This is a genomic window from Asanoa hainanensis, assembly GCF_900188485.1.
Lineage (GTDB): Bacteria > Actinomycetota > Actinomycetes > Mycobacteriales > Micromonosporaceae > Asanoa > Asanoa hainanensis.
This window is the reverse complement of record NZ_FZPH01000003.1, coordinates 60,974-80,676: the sequence shown is the minus strand read 5'-3', so window position 1 is coordinate 80,676 and position 19,703 is coordinate 60,974. Positions and strand designations below refer to the sequence as shown.

The following is a 19,703-nucleotide window of genomic DNA, read 5'->3' as shown; positions in this document are numbered from 1 at the left end:
TCCGCTCGCTAACGCTGTGATCACGGGGCTGCGCATTCGCCGCCATAGGTGATAGGCAGTACGCGTGTCGGGACTCGCAGTCGCATGCCGCCGGGTGGTGCACATCTACCGTGCCGAGGCGGGCGACGTCGTCGCCCTCTCGGGTGTCGATCTGTCCATCGGTCCCGGCGAGATGCTCGCGCTCGTCGGCCCGTCGGGCTCCGGCAAGTCCACGTTGGTCGCACTGCTCGCCGGGCTGATGCGCCCGTCCGCGGGCCGGGTCAACGTGGGCACCTACGACCTCGGCAAGCTCAGCGACGCCGAGATCTCCCGGCTGCGCGGCACGCAGATCGGCGTGGTGCTCCAGGGCGCGGCCCGCAACCTGCTGCCGTACGCGTCGCTGGAGCGCAACGTCTGGCTCGCCCAGCGGCGGGCCGCCCGCACCGAGGGCATCGAGCTCGAAGACCCGGAGCGCATCCTCGACCTGGTCGGCCTGCGCGGCAAGGGCGCGGCCCGGCTGACCGACCTGGCGCCCGGCGCCCGCCAGCGCGCCGCGCTCGCGGTCGGCATCGCCGCGTCGCCCGGCCTGCTGCTGGTCGACGAGCCGACCAGCCAGCTCGACTCGCACGGCCGAGACGAGGTGCTCGACGCGCTGGAGACGGTCAACGCCGAGCGCGGCACCACCGTCGTCGTGGTCACCCACGACGCCGAGGTCGGTGCCCGCCTGGGCCGCGCGGTCACCATCCGCGACGGCCGGGTGGGCGCCGAAGGCCGCGGCGGCCAGGACTTCGCCGTGGTGGCCGGCGACGGCACCGTGCAGCTCCCGCCGGACGTGCTCGGCCACTTCCCGCCCGGCACCCTGTTCACCGTCGACCAGGCCGACGGCAGCGTGACGCTGGTTCCCGGCGGCGCCGCCCAGATCCCGGAGTCGCACACCGGCGACGCGGCGTAAACCGCGGATGTTCGGAGTCGTACGGGGCGCGCTGCGGGCGCGCCGCGCCCAGGCCGCGACGGTGCTGGTGCTCACCGGCCTCGCCGTGGCCGTCGCCGCCGCCGCGCCCTGGTACGTCCGGGCCGCGGAACGCTCGGTCGCGGTGGCCGATGTCGACGGTGCCCGGTCCAGCGAGCTCGTGGTGCGGGTGTCCGGCCGGGTCGAGGGCTCGATCGCCGCTGGCGGCAGCGTGCGCCCGGGCGCCGACGTGGTCGCCGAGGTCGAGGAACAGGCCGGCGCGCTGGTCGACGTGCCCGGCGCCGAGAGCACCGTCTCCCTCCGCGAGACCGGCGCGATCGTCTCGGAGCTGGCCCGGATCGGCCTGCGGGTGGCCTACCGCGACGACATGTGCGAGCACCTGGAGATCGAGGGCAGTTGCCCGCGCGCCGCCGGTGAGGTGCTGCTCAGCCGGCGCACCGCGCAGGCGCTCCAGGTGAAGGCCGGCGACAAGGTCGACTTCGTGCTGTCCTCGCAGCCACCGGTCGCGTTCACCGTCGCCGGCACGTACCAGCTCGCGGATCCGCTCGGCCAGTACTGGGCGCTGACCGACTTCGGCGGCTCGGCCGCGCTCGACCCCGGCGCGGACGGTCCCGGCGACCCGGCCTTCGTCAGCTCCGACACCGTCGCGGCACTGCCGATCAAGGAGATCCTGGCCGACTACCACCTGCGGGTCCCGCCCGGCATGTTCCTGGACGACCTGGCCGGGCTGCGCGCCGACCTCGCGCCGGTCGGCCGCGACAACGGTGCCTGGCGGGTCACGACCGACGCCGTGACGCTGGCGAACCGGATCGACCGCGAACGCGACCTCGTCGGGCTCGGGGTCGGGGTGGCCGCCGTACAACTGCTGGTGCTCTGCTGGTTCGGGTTGTTCTTCGCGGTCCGGCACACCGCCGAGCAGCGCCGGCCCGACATCGGCCTGCTGAAGCTGCGCGGCGCCAAGCGGTGGCGGCTCTGGCACCTCGCGATCGCGCAGAGCGCGGTGCCGATGCTGTTCGGCGCCCTGGTCGGTGCCGCCGCCGGGCTCGGCGTGGCCCGGCTGGTCGCCGGTGATGTCAAGGACACCGGCTCGGCCGCGATGCTCTCCGGCATCGCCGCCCTGGCGGCCCTGTTCGGTGCCGTGCTGGCGGCGGTCGCCGCCGACGCGAGCGGCATGCGTGCGCCGGTCACCGACCTGCTCCGGCACGTGCCGTCGCGGCGTCGTGGCTGGCGGGCCGAGGTGGTCGACCTGGTCATCGTGCTGGTCGCCGCGGCCGGCCTCTACCAGAGCTACGCGACCTCGGCCTCGGTCGACCGCGACGACACCACCGGCCTCGCGCTGCTCGCGCCCGCGCTGGTCGCGGTCCTCGTCGCGCTCGCGGCCGCGCGGCTGCTCACCCCGCTGGCCGGCCGGGTCGGGCGGCGCGCGCTGCGGTCCGGGCGGGTCCCGGTCGCGCTCGGCGCCACCCAGCTCGCCCGGCGGCCGGGCACCCACCGCGTCTTCGCCCTGCTGGTCATCGCGGTCGCGCTGCTCGGCACCGCGGTCGGCGGGTGGACCGCGGCCAGCGACGCTCGGGTCGAGCGGGCCCGGCACGAGCTCGGCGCCGACCGGGTGCTCACCGTCCAGGCCCGCAGCCGTGCCCAGCTCGTCGCCGCCGTGCGCGCCGCCGACCCGGGCGGCCGGCAGGCGATGGCGGTCGTCCGCGGCGCCAACGGACCCGCGACGGTGCTGCTCGCGGTCGACTCCGCGCGCTTCGCGGCGGTCGCCGACTGGCAGCCTTTGTACGGGAGCCCGCCGCTGCCCGAGCTCCTCCACCCGGCCGCGCCCGCCCCACTGTCCACCAAGGACGGCGAGGTGACCCTCGACGTGGAGGCCAAGCTGCTGCCGGCGCCGCTGGCCCCGCTCGGCCCCGGCGACACCGGCGGAGCCGCGGGCGGTTCCGCGGTGACCGATCCCCTGTTCGTCCTGCTACATCTGGAGAACGCGTCCGGCGACCAGCTCACCGCGCGGTTCGGCCCGGTCAGCGGCCCGCGTTCGTCCTACACCGCGTCGCTGACCGGCTGTGGCGCCGGCTGCCGCGTGGTCGGCCTGGAGCCGGTGACCCGCAACTTCGTCGGGCGCTCGGTCGTGCCCGAGCCGGGCACGACGGTCACCGTCTTCGGGCTCGCGGGCGCGGCGGGGCCGGTGCTGCCGCCAGCCACGCTCGCCGACGTTTCGCGCTGGCGGGCCGGCGTCGGCGCCGACACCGTCGGCCCCAACCTGACCATGGCCGACGGCGCCCTCACCATCACCGCGGTCCGCGCCGCGCGCGAGGCCGACCGGGCCACCCGGGTGTACGCCGTCGACGCGCCCGCGCCGCTGCCGGTGGTCACCACCGACAACGCGCCGCCGCCCGCGGCCGGTGACCCGCGGCTGCCCGTCTTCGGCGGCGAGGACGTGCCGATCCGCCGGGTCGGCGTCGTCGGCACGCTGCCCACCGCCGGCCGCTTCGGCTACCTGATGGACCTGGAGTACGCGGACCGGATCGCCCAGAACCCCGGCACCGGCGACGTGCCGCAGGTGTGGCTGACCGCCGACGCCGCACCGGACATCGTCGACAAGCTGCGCGCCGGCGGGGTGACGGTGATCTCCGACGAGACGTCCGCCGCCCTGACCGACCGGTTCGGCCGCGAGGCGCCACCGGCGGCGCTGCGCTTCCAGCTCGTGGCCGCCCTCGCCGGGCTGCTGCTCACCGCGGGCGCGTTCATCGTGGTGGCCGCGGTCGAACGGCCCGAGCGGGCGGCCGAGTTCGCCGCGCTGCGCGCACAGGGCCTGCCGCCCCGGGTGGTCAGCCGGGTCGCCTGGGGTGGCTACGGCGGGCTCGCCCTGGCGGCGATCGCGCTCGGCATCGGCGCGAGCGCGCTGGCCCAGGCGGTCACCCGCCGGCCGATCCCGCTCTTCGTCGACGGCTGGGACGTGCTGCCCGTCGCCGTCGGCCCGCAGTTCGTCCCGCTCGGCCTGGCCCTGCTCGGCGCGGTGCTGATCGTCGGCACGGCCGGCGCGGCGGCCGCGACGCTGCTCGTCCGCGCGGTCGACGAGGAGTCCGCGTGATCGCCCTGGTGACCCTCATGCTCACCGCCCGCCGGGTGCAGGCGGCGCTGGTGGTGTTGCTCAGCGCGCTGGCCACGGCGGCGGCGGTGGCCGGCCCGGTCTACACGGCCGCCGTCGACCGGGCCGCGGCGGTCGCCGAGGTGGCCAACACCCCGCCGGCCGAGCGCACGGTGTCGGTCAGCGCCCCGATCGACAGCACCCAGCGGGACCGGTTCGACGCGCTGGCCAACGACCTGGCCGACCTGCCGCGATTCGACACCGTGCTGACCGCGGTGCTGCCGGTCCTCGGCCTGGACAGCACGCCGGGCGAGATCTCCTGGCTCACCTTCCGCGACGGCGTCTGCGACCACGTGCGGATCGTCGCCGGGCGCTGCCTCATGTCGGCCGGTGAGGTCGTGGTCGGCGAGGCCACCGCCCGCCGGCTGGGCGTCACGCCCGGCGGATCGACCATGTTGAGCTGGGCCCGCTACGACGACGTCAGCCGCGCCTGGGTCATCGCCGGGCGGCCTGCGCCGACCACCGTCGTCGGTGTCTACCGGCCACTCGACCCGGCCGAGCCGTACTGGGGGCGCAGCGGCTATTTCTCGCCCACCGCGCCGGACGCCTCCGCGGAGCCGCTGTTCGCCGGGCGCCCGACGGTCGACGGGCTCGAGCACGACTCCGACAACCGGCGCATCGAGGCCATCCCCGGCCCGGGCGCGTTCGACGCCGACCACCTGCCCGCGCTGTCCGCGGCCCTCGACAACCTGAGCGAGGACCTGGGCTCCGACGACGAGACGGCCCGCTTCGCCTCGCTCACCGACGAGCTGCCCAAGCTCTTCGACCGGGTACGCCGTTCCGACGAGCTGACCCGCGAGCTGGTGCCGCTGGCCGGGCTGCCGCTGATCGGCCTGTGTTGGCTGGTCATCTTCGTCGCGGTGGCCGGCGCGACCGCCGCCCGCCGGCACGAACAGGCGTTGATCGCGCTGCGCGGAGCACCCCGGGTCGGCCGGTTCTGGCTCGCCGCCGGCGAGAGCGTGATCGCGATCGCGGTCGGCGCCCCGCTGGGCTACCTGGCCGGCACGCTGGCCACCCGGGCCGTCGCCGACGCGCGGTTCGGCCCGATCCCGGTCTTCGACCTCGCGCCGGCACCCGGTGCGCTCACCGCCGCCCTGGTCGCGGTCGCCGGTGCGGTGCTGGTCGGCCTGCTCGCGCTGCGCCGCGACCTGGCCAGCCCGGTGGTCGACCTGCTGCGCCGGGTGCCGCCGCGCGGCGCCGCCTGGCAGACGATCGCGATCGACGCGGGCGCGGTCGTCCTGGCCGTGCTGGCCGCCGTGCAGCTGCGCGCGTTCGACGGGCAGTTGCTCGGGCTCGGCCTGCTGGTGCCGGGGCTGATCGGGCTGGCCATCGCGGTGCTCGCCGGCCGGCTGCTGGTGCCGCTCGCGGCCCGGCTCGGCCGCCGCGCGGTCCAGCGCGGCAAGCTCGGGCTCGCCCTCGGCGCGCTCCAGGTCGCCCGCCGGCCCGGGAGCCAACGACTGTTCGTGCTGCTCGCGGTCGCGGTCGCGGTGCTCGGCTTCGCCACCACCGCGGTCGACGTGGCCGACCGAGCGCGCGCGGACCGGGCCGCCGTGGAGACCGGCGCCGTCCGCACCCTGCGGGTGCCGCCGACCGACTCGGGCACACTGCGGGCGGCCGTGCGGGCCGTCGACCCGGACGGCCGGTTCGCGATGGCGGTCGGCACCCGGTCCGTGGTCGACGGGCCGCAGGTGCTCTTCGCCGACACCGCCGCACTGCCCGAGGTGGCGTTCTGGCGGCCCGAGTACGGCGACCGATCGCCCGCCGAGGTCGCGGCCGCGCTGCGCCCGCCGGCCGAGGAACCGATCGTGGTCAAGGGCGCGGAGCTCGCGCTGACGGTCGACCTGGCCGCGCCGGAGAAGGCCGGCACCGAGTTGCGACTGACCGCGTTGCTGCGTCCGGTGGCCGGCGGGGCGCCGGTGCGGGCCGGCAGCGCCAAGATCGAGCCCGGCCGGCACACCTGGGAGCTGGCCAGCCAGGCCTGTGTCGACGGCTGCGTCCTGACCGGGATCGAAGCGATCTACGAGGCGGCCGGCGGTGAGGTGGCCGAGCTGTCGGTCGTCTCGCTGGCCGCCCGCGCCGACCGGTCGCAGCCGTTCACCGATGTGGTGCCCGCCTTCACGACCGACGCGTGGCGGGCCGGCGACGACGTGAAGGTGACCGCGGAGGACGGCGGCGTGCACGTGGTCGTGCCCGGAGCGGTCATCCAGCCCCGGCCGACCGTGCTGATGCCGGCCGGCACACCCACCGACGTGCCCGTGCTCAGCGGCGGACCGCCGCCGAAGTCGGGAGAGGCCGAGGGTGTCGACGGCAACGTGGTGGCCGTCCACGCGGTCGCGGAGGGCCGGGCGCTGCCCCGGATCGGCACGGGGCTGCTGATGGACCTCGGCTACGCCGAGCGACTCGCGACCGGCAACACCGACCTGGACACCGCCGAGGTCTGGCTCGGACCGGCGGCCCCGCCGGACATCGAGCAGCGCCTGGCCGCGCAGGGGCTCGTGGTGATCGGCCGCGACTCGATGACGGCGGCCGCCGACCGGCTCGACGAGCGCGGGCCGGCGCTCGCGGTCTGGTTCCACCTGCTGGCCGGTGGGGTCGCGGTGCTGCTCGCCGCGTGCGGCATGTGGCTGATGGCGGCCGTCGACCGCCGGCGCGTCCTCGACGACATGGTCGCCCTGCGACGGCAGGGACTCGCGGCGCGTGCCGGCGGGAGCTGGGTGCTCTGGGCCTATCTGCCGGTCGCCGTCGCGGCCGTGGTCACCGGTTTGGTGGCGGCCGTCATCGCCTGGGCGGTGGTCGGCCAGTATGTCCCGTATTTCGTCGATGATGACTTCGCGCTCGCGGCGCCGAACTGGCCCAGGCCCATCGCTATCGCCCTGCCGGCGGTCGCGGCGGCCCTGCTGTTCACCACGGTGGCGGTCGGTCTGCGTCGCGCGCTGCGCGTGCGAGACTAGGTAACCATGAGCGAACCACGGACCTCTCCGTCGATCTTCACCCGCGGTGCGGTCGATCTCGGCGCACTGCGGCCGTCCGGATCACCGTCCCCGGCGGCCGGTGCCTCCGGTGCTGATGCGGGCGGGCCGGCCGGCCCCCCGGCTGGGCAGCCCGCGTTCTCACCCTCCGGTGGCGGCAACGCGGCCGTGATCGAGGTGACCGAGGCGACCTTCCAGACCGAGGTCCTCGAACGTTCGATGACGACCCCCGTGGTGATCGACTTCTGGGCCGAGTGGTGCGAGCCGTGCAAGCAGCTCTCCCCGGTCCTGGAGAAGCTGGCGGCCGAGGGCGGCGGCGCCTGGGTGCTCGCCAAGATCGATGTTGACGCCAACCAGCGGCTGGCGCAGATGTTCCGGGTGCAGGGCATCCCGATGGTCTTCGCGGTCGTCGGTGGCCAGCCCGTCGACGCGTTCTCCGGCGTCGTGCCCGAGGCTCAGCTCCGCCAGTGGATCGGCGCGGTGCTCAAGGCCGGCGGCGTCGAGGTCGAGACGCCGGCCGACCCGCGGCTCGAGTCCGCCGACGACGCGCTGATGGTCGGCGACCTGGACGCGGCCGAGGCGGCGTACAAGAAGATCCTGTTCGAGGCGCCGGCCGACGCGGCCGCCGAGGCCGGGCTGGCCCAGGTCGGCCTGTTCCGCCGGGTGCAGGGCGTCGACGCGGCCGCTGCCCTTTCCGCCGCCCCGGACGACATTCCGGCGCAGCTGCTCGCGGCCGACGTCGAGGTGCTCGGCGGCGAGGCCGAACGTGCCTACAAGAGACTGGTCGACCTGGTCCGACGCAGCGTCGGCGACGACAAGGAGACGGTCCGCAAGCATCTGGTGACGTTGTTCACGATCGCCGGACCAGACGACCCGGCGGTCTCCGCGGCCCGCCGGGCCCTGGCCAGCGCGCTGTTCTGAGCCGGTGAGCGCCGTGCGCCGGATCGCACTCCTGGACGCGCCGTCGAACCTGGGCCTGCGACCGCCCACGCCGACGTCCACTCCGGGCTGCGCCAAGGCGCCCGGCGCTCTCCGCGACCACGGCCTGCTGGGCCGGCTGGTGGCTCGCGACGCGGGCTGTCTCACGCCACCGCGGTACGACCCGGGCGACTGGCGCCCCGGCGACGGGGTGTGCCACGCCGACGCGATCGCCGCGTACTCGGTGGCCCTCGCGGGCCGCATCGGCGCGATCATCGACGCCGACGAGTTCCCGGTTGTTCTAGGTGGCGACTGCTCCATCCTGCTCGGCTCGGCCCTGGCCATGCACCGCCTGGGCGAGGCGGTCGGCGGCCGGATCGGCCTCGTCTTCGTCGACGGCCATTCGGACTTCCGCCACCCCGGCAACGCGTCGTACGTCGGAGCCGCCGCCGGCGAGGACCTGGCCCTGGCGACGGGCCGCGGCCAAGCTGACCTGGCCGCCATCGAAGGTCGAAGACCGTACTTCCGCGACATCGACGTGGTGGTGCTGGGCATCCGAGCCCAGGACGAGTACAGACTGGATCTCCAGGCCGCCGGCATCCTGACCCGCCCGGTCCCGGCCCTACGCGCCGAGGGCGCGGCCCGCTCGGCGCAATGGGCCCGCGACCAGCTGGCCGACTGCGCCGGCTACTGGGTGCACGTCGACGTCGACGTCCTGGACCCGGCGGTGATGCCGGCGGTCGACGCGCCGGACCCGGGTGGGATCGCCTTCACGGAGCTCGAGCTGCTGATCGCGGGCCTGGTGGACACGCCACACTGCCTGGGCATCGAGCTCACCGTCTTTGATCCTGACTACGACCCGGACGGCACGTACGCGGCCGAGATCGTCAGCTCGCTGGTGGCCGGGCTGGCGCCAATTCGCGCGGCCGCTTCGGCGTCGACGCGGTCACCGCTCGCCTTCACCCAGCGCCGCCGTCCGGCTCCGGACGCGGACCGCTTCCGCCCGCCACTGACCGCAGTCCCGGACGAACCCGAAACCCCAGCGGAGCCCGCGGTGGAGCCGGCGCCGGCTCTCACGCCGGAGGTGGCGGTCACGCCGCCGCCCGCGGTCACGGCTGCGAAGGCCGAACCGCCCGCGAAGGCCGAACCGCCTGCGAAGGCCGAACCGCCCGCGAAGGCCGTCACGCCGGAACCGGCCGTCGCTGAGGCCGAGGTGCCGGCGGAGGTCGCGGCGGCCGAGGTCGAGCCGCAGCCGCCCGCGGACAGCGCAACCACCGAGCGCAAGAAGCCCACGATCGGCCGCCAACGCCGCTCGGCCTTCGACGTCATCTCCGGCGATGCCGAACCGGGCCGCAAGCGCCGCTCAGCGGCCGACATCCTCGCGGCCCCACTCGGCGGCGACACCGCGGGCCCAGGCCGCCTCCGCCGTGCCACGGACGGCGAAGCGATCGCGACCGACGTCCGCCCAGGCGGCCTACGCCGCCAGTCTCCGGGCGACGACGGCGACGGCGTCGCGCGGCCGGGCGGCCTGCGCCGCCGGGTCGAGCCGGACGCAGGTGACGCGGAACCGCTGGATCCCCGCCCAGGCGGCCTCCGCCGCAACGCTTCGCCCGACAACGGTGACGACGATGCGCGCCCCGGCGGTCTGCGCCGGTCCGGCGCGGCGCCCGACGAACCGCCGGTCGTGGACGAAGCCTGACCGGCGCGCCCCGCGTCTCGCCAAGTCTCGGTCGTCTCTCTGTGAGAGCCGACGTGTTCTCGCACGTACGTACATGCCAAACATGTGCGCTCCCGGGAGATGCCACGGGTTAGACCGACGACATCTCAGGCGGCGGGAACAGTGCACGCAGGGTCGGGGCACCGGCCGCGGCTAGGGCTCTGTCCCCGGAGCGCCTCGTTTTGCGTCGGAAGCTGGCCTGGCCCCTCGGCCGGGATCGTCCCGGCGCGTGAGTTCTTGGTCGAGATCCGGCGACGACGAGTGGGGCACGCGCGGGTCGCGGTTGCCCCGACTCGACGTCAGTTCGCGGAGGACTGGCGGACCAGTTGGCGGATCTGGCGCAGTAGGACCGACAGGGCGGCCAGGTCCGCGTTCGATTCGCCGAACTCGTTGATCGCTCTTTGGGCTCGGCCGACCGCAGTCGCGTTGGCCGCTTCCCACGCCTCCACTCGTTCCTCGACCGGTGATCCGTCCGGTGTGGACTGCAGGATGCCCGCCGTTAGCGCGGCCAGGGCCGCGTACAGGTCGTAGCGCAACGCCATCCGGGCCAACGTCTGCCAGCGGTCCTCGCGCGGCAGCAGCGAGATCTTCGACAGCAGCGCGTCGACGCGCAGGCGGTCGCTCAGGACGAAGTAGACCTGCGCGACATCGCCCGGCGCGCGGGCGGTGACCCGGGCCGTTTCGACCACGTCGATAAGGCCGAAGCCGTACATGACCCGCGCCACCGCGGTGGCCAGGCTCGCCGGCATGCCGCGGGCCTCGACCTCTTCCATGTGCGTCAGCAGCGACTCGCGCTCCGCGCCGACGAACCTGGTGTCGAGCTCGCCCAGCAGGTCCGACACCGCGGCGAAGCGGGCGATCTCGCCCGTCACGTCCAGCGGTGAGCGGCGGTTGGTGACCAGCCAGCGGACCGCCCGGTCCAGCAACCGGCGCAGCTCCAAATACACCTTCGTCTGCGAAGACGTCGGCACCGCGTTGTCGAGTGCCTCCACCGACTCCCAGAGCCCGCGCAGGCCGTAGATCTCGCGGGCCACCACGTACGCCCGGATCACGTCGGCGGCCGAGGCTCCGGTCTCCTCCATCGCGCGGTAGACGAAGGACGTGCCGCCCCGGTTGACGACCTCGTTGACCAGCACCGTGGTGACGATCTCGCGGCGCAGGCGGTGGCCGGCCATCCGGTCCGCGTACGCGGCGCGCAACGGGGTCGGGAAGTAGCCCGACAGCACGTCGAAGGTCCACGGCTCGTCGACCAGCGGGTCCGCGAGCACCTGGTTCTCCAGGTCGATCTTCACGTACGCGAGCAGGACCGCGAACTCCGGTGCGGTCAGGCCGCCGGGGCGGGCCGCCAGCTCCTCGTCGGTCGGCAGGCCCTCCAACGAACGGTCCAGCAGGCCCGAGCGCTCCATGTCGGTGATCAGCCGGCGGTGCACCGGCAGCAGCGACTCGGCCTGGACGATCGCGGTGCCGAGCGCCGTCGCCTGGCTGTAGTTGTCGGCCAGCACCAGGTCGGCGACCTCGTCGGTCATCTCGGCCAGCAGCGCGTCGCGGTCGGGCACCGTGAGCTCGCCGTCGGCGACGGCACCGCCCAGCAGGATCTTGATGTTGACCTCGTGGTCGGAGCAGTCGACGCCCGCGCTGTTGTCGATGAAGTCCGTGTAGACCCGGCCGCCGCGGACCGCGTACTCGATGCGGCCCAACTGGGTCAGGCCCAGGTTGCCGCCCTCGCCGACGACCCGCGCGCGCACCTGCTTGCCGTTGACCCGGATCGCGTCGTTGGACTTGTCGCCCACCTCGACGTGGGTCTCCGAGGTGGCCTTGACGTACGTGCCGATGCCGCCGTTCCACAGCAAATCGACGGGCGCCTGCAGGATCGCCTTCTGCAGGTCCGACGGGGACATGGCGACGACCTCTTCGCCCAGCCCGAGCGCTTCCCGGACCTGGGGGGAGATCGGGATCGACTTGAGCGTACGGGCGAAGATCCCGCCACCGGCCGAGATCAGCGAGGTGTCGTAGTCGGCCCACGACGAGCGCGGCAGGTCGAACAGCCGCCGCCGTTCCGCGTAGGACGGCGCGGCCACCGGCGCCGGATCGAGGAAGATGTGCCGGTGGTCGAACGCGGCCACCAGCCGGATGTGCGGCGAGAGCAGCATCCCGTTGCCGAACACGTCGCCGGACATGTCGCCGACGCCCACCACGGTGAACTCGGTGGTCTGGATGTCGGTGCCCAGGTCGCGGAAGTGCCGCTTGACCGACTCCCACGCGCCGCGGGCGGTGATGCCCATCTTCTTGTGGTCGTAGCCGGCGGATCCGCCGGAGGCGAACGCGTCGCCCAGCCAGAACCCCTGCGCCACCGAGATCGCGTTGGCGTAGTCGGAGAACGTCGCGGTGCCCTTGTCGGCGGCCACCACCAGGTACGGGTCGTCGCCGTCGTGCCGTACGACGTCGGACGGATGACGAATCTCGCCGCCCACGATGTTGTCGGTGACGTCGAGCAGCGCCGTGATGAACAGGTTGTAGCAGGTCACCGCCTCGTCGCGGTCGCCCGGCTTCTGCTTCAGGACGAAGCCACCCTTGGCGCCGACCGGGACGATGACGGCGTTCTTCACCATCTGCGCCTTGACCAGGCCCAGCACCTCGGTGCGGAAGTCCTCGCGCCGGTCGGACCAGCGCAGCCCGCCCCGGGCCACCGGCCCGAACCGCAGGTGCACGCCCTCGAAGCGCGGCGAGTACACGAAGATCTCGAACTTCGGGCGCGGCGCCGGCAGGTCCGGGACCGCCTGCGGGTCGAGCTTGAAGGCCACATAGGACTTGGGCCGGCCGTCGGTGCCGCGCTGGAAGAAGCTGGTGCGCAGCGTCGCCTGGATCAGCGTCAGGTAGGACCGCAGGATCCGGTCCTGGTCGAGGCTGTTGACGTCGTCGAGCCGCTTGCCGATCTCGTCGACCAGGAGCGCCGCGCGCTCGGCACGCTCGGACTCGGTCAGCGCGAGGCGCGGCGAGAAGCGCACCTCGAACAGCTCGACGAGCCGGGTCGCGATCTCCGGGTACGCGACGAAGGTCGACTCCATGTAGTCCTGCGAGAAGACCGTGCCCGCCTGGCGCAGGTACTTCGCGTACGCCCGCAGGATCACCGCCTGCCGCCAGGTCAGCCCGGCCAGCAGCACGAGCTGGTTGAAGCCGTCGACCTCGGCCTCGCCGCGCCAGGCCGCCGCGAACGCGTTCTCGACGTGCGGCCGGACCGCGGTGGGCAGGGTCTGGCCGTCGGGCAGCTCCAGGCCGAAGTCGTAGAGGTAGACGGTGCCGTCGGCGCGCTCGACCTCGTACGGCCGCTCGTCGGCGACCCGCACGCCCAGCGAGTGCAGCACCGGCAGCACGGCGGAGAGCACCATCGGCTCGCCGTACCGGAAGACCTTGAACCGCACGTCGAGGTCGTCGCGGTTCTTCCGGAACAGGTGCATCTCGAGCTGGCCGGGCTCTTCCAGCAGTTCGAGCTTGGCGAGGTCCTTGAACGCCTCGTACGGGCTGTTCTCCTCCTTGTAGCCGTCCGGGAACGCGTCCGCGTACCGCGCGAAAAGCTGTTTGCCCTGCTCGTCACCGAGTTTGCGGCCGAGCATGAGGTTGAAGTCGTCGTCCCAGAGGCGAGTTGCGTCGGCGAGCTCCTCGGCCAGCGCGTCGATGTCGACGGCGCCGGGCGGGTTGGTCGGGTCGGTCCGCACGACCACGTGCACGCGGGCCAGCAGCGACTCGGTGACCCGGGTCGTGTAGTCGAGCCCGACACCGTTGAACCGGCGCAGCAGGATCTCCTGCATGCGCAGCCGGTTGTGCGTGGTGAATCGGTCCCGCGGTAGATAGATCAGGCACGAGATGAACCGGCCGTAGCCGTCGCGGCGGACGAACACCCGCAGCTGGCGCCGCCCGGCCATCCGCAGCACGCCGATCACCGCGCGGTACAGGTCGTCGGTCTTGATCTGGAAGAGCTCGTCGCGGGGGTACGTCTCCAGGATCTGCAACAGGTCCTTGCCGGAGTGGCTGCGGGGGCTCAGCCCGGACCGGTCGAACACCTCGGCGACCTTGCGGCGCACCACCGGCAGCTCACGCACGCTGGTGCGGTAGGCGGCGCTGGAGAACAGGCCCAGGAACCGGCGCTCGCCGATCACCTCGCCCTTGTCGTCGAAGACCTTGAAACCGATGTAGTCGAGATACGCGGAGCGCTGCACCGTGGCCCGGGAGTTGGCCTTGGTGATGATCAGCAGCCGCTTCTCCAGCACCTTGGCCCGCGCCTCGGGGGGCAGGGCACTCAACGCCAGCGGCGTGGTCTGGTCCTGGCGCAGGATGCCGAGCCCGGTGCCCAGCTCGGCGGCCAGGAGCTGCTCGCCGTCCTCGCCCGGAGTGAGGCGGTATTCCCGGTAGCCGAGGAACGTGAAGTGCTCGTGGGCCAGCCAGCGGAGCAGCTCGACCGAGTCGGTGATGTCCTTCTCCGGCACCGGCGGGCGGGCGTCGGTGGTGCGGTTGGCGGCCAGCTCGTCGGCCATCGAGAGGGCCTTCTGGCGCATCTTGGGCCAGTCCTCGACCGCCTCGCGTACGTCGGTCAGCACCCGCACCAGCTCGCGTTCGAGCTGCTCACGCTCGGTGGCGTCGCGGATCGCGTCGATCTCGACGCGCATCCAGCTCTCGACGATGTCACCGTCGATGGCGTCGTCGGGCTCGACCTCGGCGGCGACCTCGACCAGCTTGCCCATGGGCTCGCGGCGGACCACGACCAGCGGGTGGACCAGCAGGTGCACGTCGAGGTGCCGGCCGGTGAGCAGCGCGGTGACCGAGCCGACCAGGAACGGCATGTCGTCGATGACGATCTCGATCACGGTGTGTGGCAGGTCGGCCACCGGATCGGTGATCCGCAGCTTGAGCTGCCCCGGCATCCGCTGCTCGGCCAGGTCGCGATGGCTTCGGGCGGCGTCGGCCATCTCCTGCGCGGTGTAGCCGACCAGCTCCTCGTCGGGGGCGAACCGCCAGAATCGGGCCACCAGCGCCGCTTCCGGACTGCCCGGGCCGGCCAGGGTGACCGCCTCGTCGACCAGCCGCTCGGCGTTGGGCACCGGCTCGTCGAGCTCGCTCTCGTCGCCGTCGTCGGCGGTCGCGGTGGCGGTGCCGGCCCCGACGGGATCGACCAACACGGCGTCGTCGTCGAGCGCGGTGTCGTATTCCTCAGTCACGTCCGGCTGGCCTGGGCGGCGCGCACCGCCGCGGGTCCGGGCGGTGCTCTGCGACGTACGCGTGGGACGCCGGTCCATCGGTGCCACTCCCTCTCGAAACCCACCACGTTGTGGGGCCCAATCCCGTCAGCGTACGGCGGTCCCGGTAAAGGTTCCGCGTCGGATCGGGTCTTCCTGAGTACTGGTGCTCATACCTGTTTTGCCACGCGTACTAGGGTCCGTAACGTTCCCGGGGGAAGGATTTGCTGGCATGACTAGACGTCCCGCTGCGCTGCTGGCCGGGTTGGCGCTCGTCGCGGCCGGGCTGGCCGGGTGTTCCAGCGACCCTGGCCCCGACGACGCCGTCGACAGCTTCCTGTCCGCCTGGAAGTCCGGCGACTTGAGCCAGATCGCGTTCGTCGAGCCGACCGGCTCCAAGGTCGCCGCCACCGAGGTCCAGGCGGCGCTCAAGGAGCTGTCCGGGGAGCTGACTCCGCCAGTTGTCCGGCGGGAAGGCGAGCCCAAGGAGGTCGAGGGCAGCGCGACCGCGGCCGTCGACCTCGACTGGACCCTGCCCGGCGGCACCCACTGGACCTACCCGTCGACGGTCCGGCTGATCAAGGGCGGCGACGACGTCTGGTCGGTGATCTGGGAGCCGGCGATCGTCAACGCCAAGCTCAAGAGCGGCGACCAGCTCGCGCTGCGCCGCCAGCGGCCGGAACGGGCCGGCATCCTGGACGGCGCCGGCAAGCCGATCGTGGAGCCCCGCGACGTGGTGGTGGTCGGCGTCGAGCCGGCCGGCGTCGACGACCCCGCGGGCATCGCCCGGGCGTTGGACTCGGCGTTCAAGTCGGTGCGGCCGGCGCTACCCAAGATCGACGTGTCGGACCTGCCCGCGAAGATCAACTCGGCCGAGGACCCGGAGCAGTTCCTCGAGGTGGTCACGCTGCGGCGCGACGCGTACCTGCAGATCCGGTCCAAGATCCAGCCCCTGGAAGGCACGCGGTTCCGCGAGGAGAAGCGCGACCTGGCGCCGACCCGGGCGTTCGCCCGCGCTCTGCTCGGCTCGGCCGACCCGGCGCTCAAGGAAGACATCGACAAGCGGCCGGACGAGGTCGCGGAGGGTGACCTCGTCGGCCACGGCGGCCTCCAGGGTGCGTTGGACAAGCAGCTTCGCGGTACGCCGGGCGTCTCGGTCGTGATCGCCAACAAGGGCCCGGACGGCGAGGTCACCGACGGCGAGGAGCTGTGGAGGTCGGAGGCGAAGGCCGGCACGCCGGTGAAGACCACGCTGGACGTCTCGGTGCAGAACGCGGCAGACACGGCTCTGTCCGGGTTGCGGCAACGGTCGGCGCTCGTCGCGGTGCGGGTCAGCGACGGCGCGGTGCTCGCGGCGGCCAACGGCCCCGACGGCGGCAGCGGTGAGAACCTGGCGTTCACTGCGCAGGTCCCGCCGGGCTCGACGTTCAAGATGGTGAGCGGCTACGGCCTGCTGTCGAGCGGCAAAGTGACGGCGACGACGTCGGTCGACTGCCCGAAGACCTTCACGGTGGACGGCCGGTCGTTCAAGAACTCGGAGAACTTCGCCCTGGGCAAGGTCCCGTTCCAGGTGGACTTCGCCAAGTCGTGCAACACGGCGTTCGCGTCCCTGGCGCCCTCCCTCGGTGACGACGGCCTGGCTCTAGCCGGGCGGGCGTTGGGCCTGGAAGCCAAGTGGGACCTGGGCGTCGACGCGTTCAGCGGCAAGGTCTCGACCGGCGGCTCGGCGGCCGAACGCGCGGCGGCGGCCTTCGGCCAAGGCACGACGCTGGTCTCGCCCCTGTCGATGGCGTCGGCGACGGCGTCGGTCGCGAAGGGCTCGGCGGTTACGCCGAAGATCCTGGCGGACAAGCCCGCCGCCGGCGACGGTGCTGCTCTGAAGGCGGAGGCCCTGGGCCCGCTGAAGTCGATGATGCGCCAGGTGGTCACGTCGGGCACGGCAACGGCCCTGAAGGACGTGCCGGGAGGCGCGGTGTCGGGCAAGACAGGCACGGCGGAGTTCGACGACAACCCGGCACACACCCACGCATGGTTCGTGGGCTGGCAGGGCGACATCGCGTTCGCGGTCTTCGTGGAGAACGGCGGCGGCAGCGGAACAACAGCGGTCCCGGCAGCGGAACGCTTCATCCGCGCCCTGCACTGACCTCTGTTCACGCTCGCCAGAGCGGGAGCTGCCCAGGCATCTCGTCGTTGACTTCGCTCGGCAATGAGGTCGCTGTCGGGGGTGAGTGATCATCCAGCCAACCTGACTGACGTGGTCGATCCACCACCTACCTGGGCGAACATGGTGGGACGCACCGCCGCAGAATAGGCCAGCGTCGGCAACCGCGGCAGGAGCTCGAGCGTGATCGAATGGCTTGACGGGGTCTGGGCCCGCGCGCTCACCGTTCGGATCGTCGAGGGCGGAGACGACGGTGGTCCCCTGCTCGATCGTTCGGTGCTGGCTGAGCTTCGGGGTGCGGCGTCGATCGAGGCGGTGCGCGCTCTGACGACGACGGGTCGGTTCACCCGGGACGTCTGCCGTTGTCATGGTGGCCCGTCGATCGTGCTCCTCGACGAGGCAGGTGACGTGCTCGCGAGCGCCGCGCTCCATAGCCACGGTTCAGTGAGCTGGGAGCGGTCGCGGTTCCGCAACGACCTGCTTACGGTGGACCCGACGGGACTCCAGCTGTTCTTGGCCGAGCAGGGCGTACCCGGTCAACTGACCTCCTTCCTGGCGCCGTTGGCCGAGCTGTTGAACCTCTATGAGGGCAGTCCACAGTTCCGGCCCGCCGGCGTCGCCGGCCAGCGGTACCTGACCGAGCGGGCGGTTCCTGACGTGCTGCATCCCGCGCTGGTCGCGCTGACCGGTCGACAATGCGGCGAGCTGTCCGAGGGTCAGGTCGCCGAGTTCGGCCGGCTACTCGTCGCGGCCGAACCCGCTCCGGACGCGCGGGCAACCGCCCTGCTGTCCTGGCTGGGCCGGCTTCCGATTCCCGCCGAGGCACTCTGGGGAGAGGGCGTCCTGGTGCGGCGGCTGCTCGCCGACCTCGCCGGCCCTGACATCGCGACCGCGGCGGTGCAGACGCGGACCGGTCACGGCGCGATGGGAGTCGTCAACCTGCTCATGCACGTCGACGACGACGGCACCCTGGCCGCAGCAGTCGCTCCGACCCTGCGTGCCCTGTTCCCGCCGCCTACGTAGTTCGTCGCCTCTCCCGCGAGCCCGCGTGAGGGCCGCCGAACCTGTCGTACCCACCCGCGACAATCGAACGCATGTACAAGACGCGCCCTTCAAGTCAGCAGGCCGCTCATGCTGGACAGGCGGCCTATCCTGTGCAAATGACCACCCACGCGCACGACGTCGCCATTGTCTTGCGCCAACGCATCCCGGGGATCGGCGTTCTGAAGCTGCACAAGCTTCTGTATTACGCCCAAGGTCATCACTTGGCGACATTCGGCGAGCCCCTCTTCGCCGAAGACGTGTTCGCGAGGGACAACGGCCCGGTCGTCCCGAAGCTGTGGAGTGACGAGCGGGAGGGTCTGACGGCCCCGCCGGGTGATGAGCTGGGCGAGGCCGAGTTGAACACCGTCGGCTACGTGATATCTCGCTACGGGCAGCTCACTCCCAACGACCTGGTCAACATGACCCATCAAGAGGCGCCGTGGCGACTCGCCAACGCGTCGCGCCGTCCAAATGGGAGCGTGAAGATCCGGCGCGATTGGCCGGCCGAATTCTTCAGCACGGATGGTGCTCCCGACGACGGTGTCGATCAGCCCTTTGACTCGGCGGCGATGGGCGCGTGGTTGCGCGAAGCAGTCGAACGCGACACCGGAGGCGGCAGCCCGGACGACCTCGGACGCCTGCGTGCGCGAGTCGCAGATGGCTCCTGATGCCCCGAGCGCCTAGATCTTGGTTCGGTTCGAGGAGATGTTCGACTCATGGGTGAAACGCGACGGCCCTGACACTGAGACCCAGATCAAAGTGATCGAGTGGATAGGCAACCGGCGAGCGGACCCATTCGCCGGCATGCTGCGAGACACCAACCACCCGAATCTCTGGTTCGGCCGCATTCCCTACACATTGGACGGCGAAGGAACCCTGGTTACGGTCGCTTACGAGATCTTGACGAGGACGCGCGTCGTTCGCTGCATGCTCATCGGGCGCGTCGGACTGCCTATCTAGGCACACGTCCGCGCGCCGGGCTAGCGCCCGCGAGCAGGTGCGCGAGCCCGGCCGGGTCGAAGCCAGCACGTCCGGCACCTTCGGATCCTTGCCTGGCGGCACGCGGAACCCGTCCCGATGGCGGGCGTCGCGTGCCGTTGGGCGCGCGGAGGTCAGGTCTTGGGATCGGGACGTTCATTCAGCGGGTGCGTCAGGTCGTCTGCGAGGGTGGGGTTCGCGTAGACGGCGGCGGTGGCTTTCCACTCGCGCAGCGCCTGCGCCAGGACCGTCCACTGGCCGAGCTCCGCCGAGATCTGGGCCGCCTTGCCAAAGTCGCGGACGAACAGCGTCGCGTCGGTCTCGGGTAGCAGCGCCAGCCACGGGAACTCTTCGCTCAACACCTCCAGCGCCTGATCCGGCGCCAGTTGGGCGAGGACGCCGCGCAGCGTGCGCGCGGCGGCGATGGCCCCTTCGGCTGCCCCGTCCATGCGGTCTTCGCGGGTCAGCAGGAGCGTCGCCCCATCGCGCCGCCGGATTCTGACGTCGCTTGTGTCGACCAGGGCGGCCACGCTCCGCGGGTCGCGCTGCAGCTCGCTCCACCGGACTTCTCGCACCACTCAATTCTGAACGTAT

General features: G+C 72.6%; 9 protein-coding genes and 1 pseudogene. 8 read left to right on the top strand and 2 right to left on the bottom strand.

Annotation, left to right across the window (positions count from 1 at the left end; translation table 11 throughout):
- Positions 1-64: 64 nt before the first annotated feature.
- The 5 genes and pseudogenes from CHC05_RS07895 to CHC05_RS07875 form a co-directional block, all read left to right on the top strand.
- Entirely contained in the window at positions 65-931 is an 867-nt protein-coding gene (locus CHC05_RS07895; protein ID WP_089246314.1) for an ABC transporter ATP-binding protein, read from the top strand.
- Between the two features lie 7 nt (positions 932-938).
- Positions 939-4,037 carry an FtsX-like permease family protein gene (locus CHC05_RS07890; protein ID WP_089246312.1) on the top strand — a complete coding sequence of 1,033 codons (3,099 nt, stop codon included), beginning with the start codon at positions 939-941 and terminating at the stop codon, positions 4,035-4,037.
- The gene (locus CHC05_RS07885) at positions 4,034-7,045 is read left to right on the top strand and encodes an FtsX-like permease family protein (protein WP_089246310.1); all 3,012 of its coding nucleotides are present in this window, start codon (positions 4,034-4,036) and stop codon (positions 7,043-7,045) included. Before CHC05_RS07890 ends, CHC05_RS07885 begins: the two co-directional genes overlap by 4 nt.
- 6 nt (positions 7,046-7,051) lie before the next feature.
- Positions 7,052-7,984, top strand: coding sequence for a tetratricopeptide repeat protein (locus CHC05_RS07880; RefSeq protein WP_089246308.1), 933 nt, complete (start codon positions 7,052-7,054; stop codon positions 7,982-7,984).
- 13 nt (positions 7,985-7,997) lie between these two features.
- Positions 7,998-9,176 (top strand): annotated as a pseudogene (locus tag CHC05_RS07875) (arginase family protein); the annotation flags it as partial.
- 821 nt (positions 9,177-9,997) lie between these two features.
- Here CHC05_RS07875 and CHC05_RS07870 read toward each other — a convergent pair.
- Positions 9,998-14,986 (bottom strand): NAD-glutamate dehydrogenase, encoded by a 4,989-nt coding sequence (locus CHC05_RS07870; RefSeq protein WP_089246306.1) that lies wholly within the window; start codon positions 14,984-14,986, stop codon positions 9,998-10,000.
- Between the two features lie 172 nt (positions 14,987-15,158).
- Here CHC05_RS07870 and CHC05_RS07865 point away from each other — a divergent pair, with 172 nt between their 5' ends.
- The 3 genes from CHC05_RS07865 (at position 15,159) to CHC05_RS07855 (ending at position 18,799) form a co-directional block, all read left to right on the top strand.
- On the top strand, positions 15,159-17,069 hold the full coding sequence (locus CHC05_RS07865) for a penicillin-binding transpeptidase domain-containing protein (RefSeq protein WP_089246304.1): 1,911 nt from the start codon (positions 15,159-15,161) through the stop codon (positions 17,067-17,069).
- Positions 17,070-17,270: 201 nt separating this feature from the next.
- On the top strand, positions 17,271-18,110 hold the full coding sequence (locus CHC05_RS07860; RefSeq protein ID WP_089246302.1) for a hypothetical protein: 840 nt from the start codon (positions 17,271-17,273) through the stop codon (positions 18,108-18,110).
- A gap of 137 nt (positions 18,111-18,247) precedes the next feature.
- A complete protein-coding gene (locus tag CHC05_RS07855; protein ID WP_089246300.1) occupies positions 18,248-18,799 on the top strand; it encodes a Panacea domain-containing protein in 552 nt (183 codons plus the stop codon).
- 444 nt (positions 18,800-19,243) lie between these two features.
- On the opposite strand, the gene CHC05_RS07845 is transcribed toward CHC05_RS07855, so the two are convergent.
- Complete coding sequence (locus CHC05_RS07845; RefSeq protein ID WP_144022517.1) at positions 19,244-19,684, bottom strand: hypothetical protein; 441 nt, start codon at positions 19,682-19,684, stop codon at positions 19,244-19,246.
- Between the last annotated feature and the right edge of the window lie 19 nt (positions 19,685-19,703).

Excerpts from the sequence above, each read along its gene's own strand:
- CHC05_RS07855 (WP_089246300.1), top strand. The coding sequence starts at position 18,248 with ATGACCACCCACGCGCACGACGTCGCCATTGTCTTGCGCCAACGCATC.
- CHC05_RS07870 (WP_089246306.1), bottom strand. The coding sequence starts at position 14,986 with ATGGACCGGCGTCCCACGCGTACGTCGCAGAGCACCGCCCGGACCCGC.
- CHC05_RS07880 (WP_089246308.1), top strand. The coding sequence starts at position 7,052 with ATGAGCGAACCACGGACCTCTCCGTCGATCTTCACCCGCGGTGCGGTC.
- CHC05_RS07865 (WP_089246304.1), top strand. The coding sequence starts at position 15,159 with ATGACTAGACGTCCCGCTGCGCTGCTGGCCGGGTTGGCGCTCGTCGCG.
- CHC05_RS07890 (WP_089246312.1), top strand. The coding sequence starts at position 939 with ATGTTCGGAGTCGTACGGGGCGCGCTGCGGGCGCGCCGCGCCCAGGCC.